This window comes from Cupriavidus sp. 01L46, from assembly GCF_056399905.1.
The window spans coordinates 1-4,008 of the sequence record NZ_JBFTSF010000491.1; the positions used below are offsets into that span (position 1 = coordinate 1).

The 4,008-nt window shown below is 67.5% G+C and carries 5 protein-coding genes; all 5 read right to left on the reverse strand.

The window, feature by feature from the left end:
- A partial coding sequence (locus tag AC1DS3_RS37370; RefSeq protein ID WP_477129218.1) for an efflux RND transporter permease subunit occupies positions 1-235 on the reverse strand: 235 nt, incomplete at its 3' end.
- The gene (locus AC1DS3_RS37375) at positions 235-1,308 is read right to left on the reverse strand and encodes an efflux RND transporter periplasmic adaptor subunit (RefSeq protein ID WP_477129219.1); all 1,074 of its coding nucleotides are present in this window, start codon (positions 1,306-1,308) and stop codon (positions 235-237) included. The genes AC1DS3_RS37375 and AC1DS3_RS37370, both read right to left, overlap by 1 nt.
- Positions 1,309-1,652: 344 nt before the next feature.
- Entirely contained in the window at positions 1,653-2,519 is an 867-nt protein-coding gene (locus tag AC1DS3_RS37380) for a carbohydrate ABC transporter permease (protein WP_477129220.1), read from the reverse strand.
- A 1-nt stretch (position 2,520) separates the two neighbouring features.
- Positions 2,521-3,450 carry a carbohydrate ABC transporter permease gene (locus tag AC1DS3_RS37385; protein WP_441640431.1) on the reverse strand — a complete coding sequence of 310 codons (930 nt, stop codon included), beginning with the start codon at positions 3,448-3,450 and terminating at the stop codon, positions 2,521-2,523.
- On the reverse strand, positions 3,447-4,008 hold a 562-nt coding region (locus AC1DS3_RS37390), incomplete at its 5' end, for an ATP-binding cassette domain-containing protein (RefSeq protein ID WP_477129221.1). The genes AC1DS3_RS37385 and AC1DS3_RS37390, both read right to left, overlap by 4 nt.

The window sequence follows — 4,008 nt, forward strand, 5'->3', positions numbered from 1 at the left end:
TGTGCGGGATGCCCAGCAGTTCCTGCTCGATCGGCGTGGAAACGCGCTGCTCGACTTCCTCCGGCGTCATGCCGGGGATCTTCAGGATGACCTTGACCTGGGTGGGCGAGATGTCCGGAAAGGCATCGATGGGCAGCTTCAAGTAAGCCCACGCTCCGGCCACAGCCAGCACGCAGGCGGCAATCAGCACCAGCGCCCGCTGGCGCAGGGAGAATTCGATCAGGCCGGCCAGCATCACTGGCCTCCCGCGAGCATGCCCTTGAGCGCGCCCACGCCGGCCACCGCCACGCGCGTGCCGGCCGGCAGCGGGCCGCGCACGGTCGCGGCGGCATCGTCCACGGCTTCGACCACCACGGTCTGGTAGCGCACGCCGGTCTTGGTCGCCACGAACACGCCCGGCGTGCCGCGCCAATACGTCAGCGCCATGGCCGGCACCCGTACGCGGCCCGCGCCGGTGGCGTCGGGTGTGCTACGCAAGTGCACGATCACATTCACGCTCTCGCCGGCCTGCAGGCTGCCGCGCTTGTCCAGCACCGCGCGCACGCGCACGGCGGCGGTGCCGTCGCTTGCCGGCACCACGCCGGCCACCGTGCCGGTGGCGCCGCGCTGGCGCACCTCCACGCGCTCGCCGCCCGCCGGAGCGGGCACATCGCGGCCAACCAGCAGATCCAGTTCCAGCGCGGTGGGATCCACGATGCGGAACAACGGCGCGGCGCCTTCCACGCGCGTGCCGGGCACGGCGTTGACCTCGGCAATCAGCCCGGCACGGCCGGCCACCAGTTGCGGCTCACCCGAGCCGCTGGCGAACACGATGCCCGCGGCAGCCATCTCGGCCTCGCGGGCGCGCACCATCGCCGCGCCTTCCGCCGCGCGTGCCTGCGTGGCGTGCCAGCGGCTGCCCGGGATGATGCCGTCGTCGTGCAAGCCGCGGTCCCGCGCCAGCGCCAGGCGGGCCAGGTTGGCCTGCGAGCGCGCTTCCGACAGCGCACGCCCGGCCTCGAACAGTTGCGGGCTGGCAAAGGCGGCCAGCGGCTGGCCGGCGCGCACCGCCTGGCCGATCGACACCAGCACGCGCGAGACCATGCCGGCATAGGGCGCCGCAACCACGTACTGCGCATCGGGCTTCAGCACCACGCGAGCGCTGGCGCCGGTCTCCAGCTGCGCGGCACCGGCGACCGGATCAAACCGCACGCCGAGCGCGCGGGCCTGTGCATCGGACAACGCCAGTACCTGCGCGCGGGCCATGCCAATGGGGAACAGCGTCGACGCGACCAGCGCGCCAACGAAACCAACTCGACGGGAAAACATGCCTGACTCCAAAGCAGGATGGAAGCCCCCGGCACGCCGTGATCAGCCTCGATCAGGCGCGACCGCGATCAGCGCGGCGGAACCTGTGGGCAAAGGGGATGAAGCGGAAGGAGAATAAGAATTAACCGCACCTTGGAGCGCCGTGTGCACATGCAGGCCATGGAGTTTCGGGGTTCCGAGATGGCCGTGCAGAAGCGGGGTGAGGAGCTGCATTGCAAACAGCAACAGCAGCAAGGCTCCCCGCAAGAAGGAGGGGCGGTCTGCGCGAAACATGGCGCGATTGTAGCGGAGTTTGAGGCGGCGCCGCGCAGCGGGAGCACGGACCCGGCCACCGCCAAACCCGCTCACTTCACCGCGCCCACGGTAAAACCCGCGACAAAGCGGTCGACGAACAGGTTGTAGAGCACGGCTACCGGCACGCTGACGACCAGGCAGGCGCCCATCAGGGAGCCCCAGAAATAGACATCCCCACGCACCAGGAAGGTCGGCACGCCAACGCTGACGGTGTACTGTGACGAACTGGTGATAAAGGTGAGGGCATAGACGAATTCCTGCATCACCAGCGTCAGCGTGAATATGACTACGGTCAGGATGCCGGCCGACGACAGCGGCACCACCACCTTCAGGAAGGCGCCGAAGCGGCTCAGCCCGTCCATCATCGCCGCCTCTTCGATATCGCGCGGCACCGCCTTGAAAAACCCCATCATCAGCCAGGTGCAGAAAGGCACGGTGAAACTCGGGTACACCAGCACCAGCGACCACAGCGAATMCTGCAGGCCGAGCGCGCCGATGATGCGGGAGAAGGGAATGAACAGGATGGTGGGCGGGATCAGGTAGGTCAGGAAGATGGCGATCGCCAGCTGCCGCCCGCGGCTGCCTGCCAGCCGGGCCAGGCTGTAGCCGGCCGGCACCGCCAGCAGCAAGGTGATGGCCACCACCATCGCCCCCACCAGCAGCGTATTGGCGATCCAGCGCAGGTAGCGTGTCTCCAGGAACAGCACGCGCAGGTTGTCCAGGGTGGGCGGCTGGTTGAACAGGAAGGGGTTGTTGGCCRTGTTGATCAGGTCGTGGACATCCTTGAAGGTGGTGATCAGCATCCAGTAGAAGGGAAAGGCGCAGAACCCCGCGAAGACGGCAAGGATGGCGACATGGCCGAAGCGTGCGCCCCAGCGCGCGCCTCTGTGCTTCCAGTGACTGGCATCGGCACGCATGTCAGGCTACCTCCGCGCGGTTGGCGATGGTCAGCAGCAGKGCCACCACCGCTACCAGCAGCGGGAACAGGAACAGCGAAATCGCCGCGCCCTCGGCCAGGTCGCCGCCCTGGATGCCGGTGAAAAATGCCAGGCTGGCCAGCACCTGCGTAGTGTCGTAAGGCCCGCCACGGGTCAGCACGAAGATGATGATCATGTCGGTGAGCGTAAACACGATGCCGAACAACAGCGCCACCAGCATGATCGGCATCACCAGCGGGATATTGATGCGCAACAGGTGGCGCCAGAAGCCGGCGCCATCCATGGCCGCGGCATCGTGGATATCCTGCGGGATGCCGTGCAGGCCGGCCAGGATAATGACCGTGGCCAGCGGCAGCAGGCGCCAGACATCCACCAGGATCACCGACGCCATGGCCAGGTCCGGCTGGCCCAGCCAGATCGGCCAGGTCTGCGGCCCAAACAGGCCGAGCGCGCGCAGCGTCCAGTTGATGATGCTGTAGACCGGATCGAATATCCACAGCCAGCCGATCGAACCCAGCGAGATCGGCGCCACCCACGGTAACAGGATCAGCAGCCGCACCAGCCATTTGCCGCGAAAATCACGCACCAGTGCCAGCGCCAGGATCTTGGCCAGGACCACCACCAGCGCCTGCGACACCAGCGTGAACACCAGCGCATTGCCAAGCGAGCGCCAGAAGGTGGGGTTGTGCACGATACGCTGGAAGTTCGCGAGGCCAACGAAATGCATGGCGCGCGTGCCCACCGTGATATCGGACAGGCTGTAGTAGATCGACAGCAGGAAGGGAAGGCCGAGCAGCAGCGCGATATAGATGAGTGCCGGCGCCAGCATCAGGGCGCCGAGCCAGCGCTCGCCCAGCGCATGCCAGGCACCGGCCTGTGGCGCTAGCGCGGCGGGAGCCCGGGTGCTCATGCCGGCCTCACGGACGACGGCACGCCGAGGCTGGCGCCGGAATGCGGATCAAAGCGCCTCAGGTCGGCACGCCGCACCGCGAACGGGTAGCGCGCGCCGGTCTCCAGCGCGAAGGTGACGGTGCAGGGAATCCGCGAGATAACCTTGGCCGGCGGCAGCGGTGGCTCCAGCAGGCCATACACCAGCCGGTCGGAACCGAGATTCTCGATGCGGGTGATATGGAAGGGGAAGGGTTCCAGCGCTTCATCGCCGCCATAGACCCCGCGCGGCAGGAAGTGCTCCGGCCGGAAGCCCGTCACCAGGCCATCGGTGTCGACCAGGTTCATCGGCGGCGAGCCGATGAAGGTGGCCACGAAGGTATCTGCCGGCTGCTCGTACACTTGCTGCGGGGTGCCGAGCTGGTGCACGCGGCCGTGATCGAGAATGGCGACCCGGTCGCCTAGCGCCAGCGCCTCGATCTGGTCGTGCGTGACGTAGATCGTGGTGGTCGCCAGGCGCCGCTGAAGCTGCTGCAATTCCTCGCGCGCGGAGGTCCTGAGCTTGGCGTCGAGATTGGAG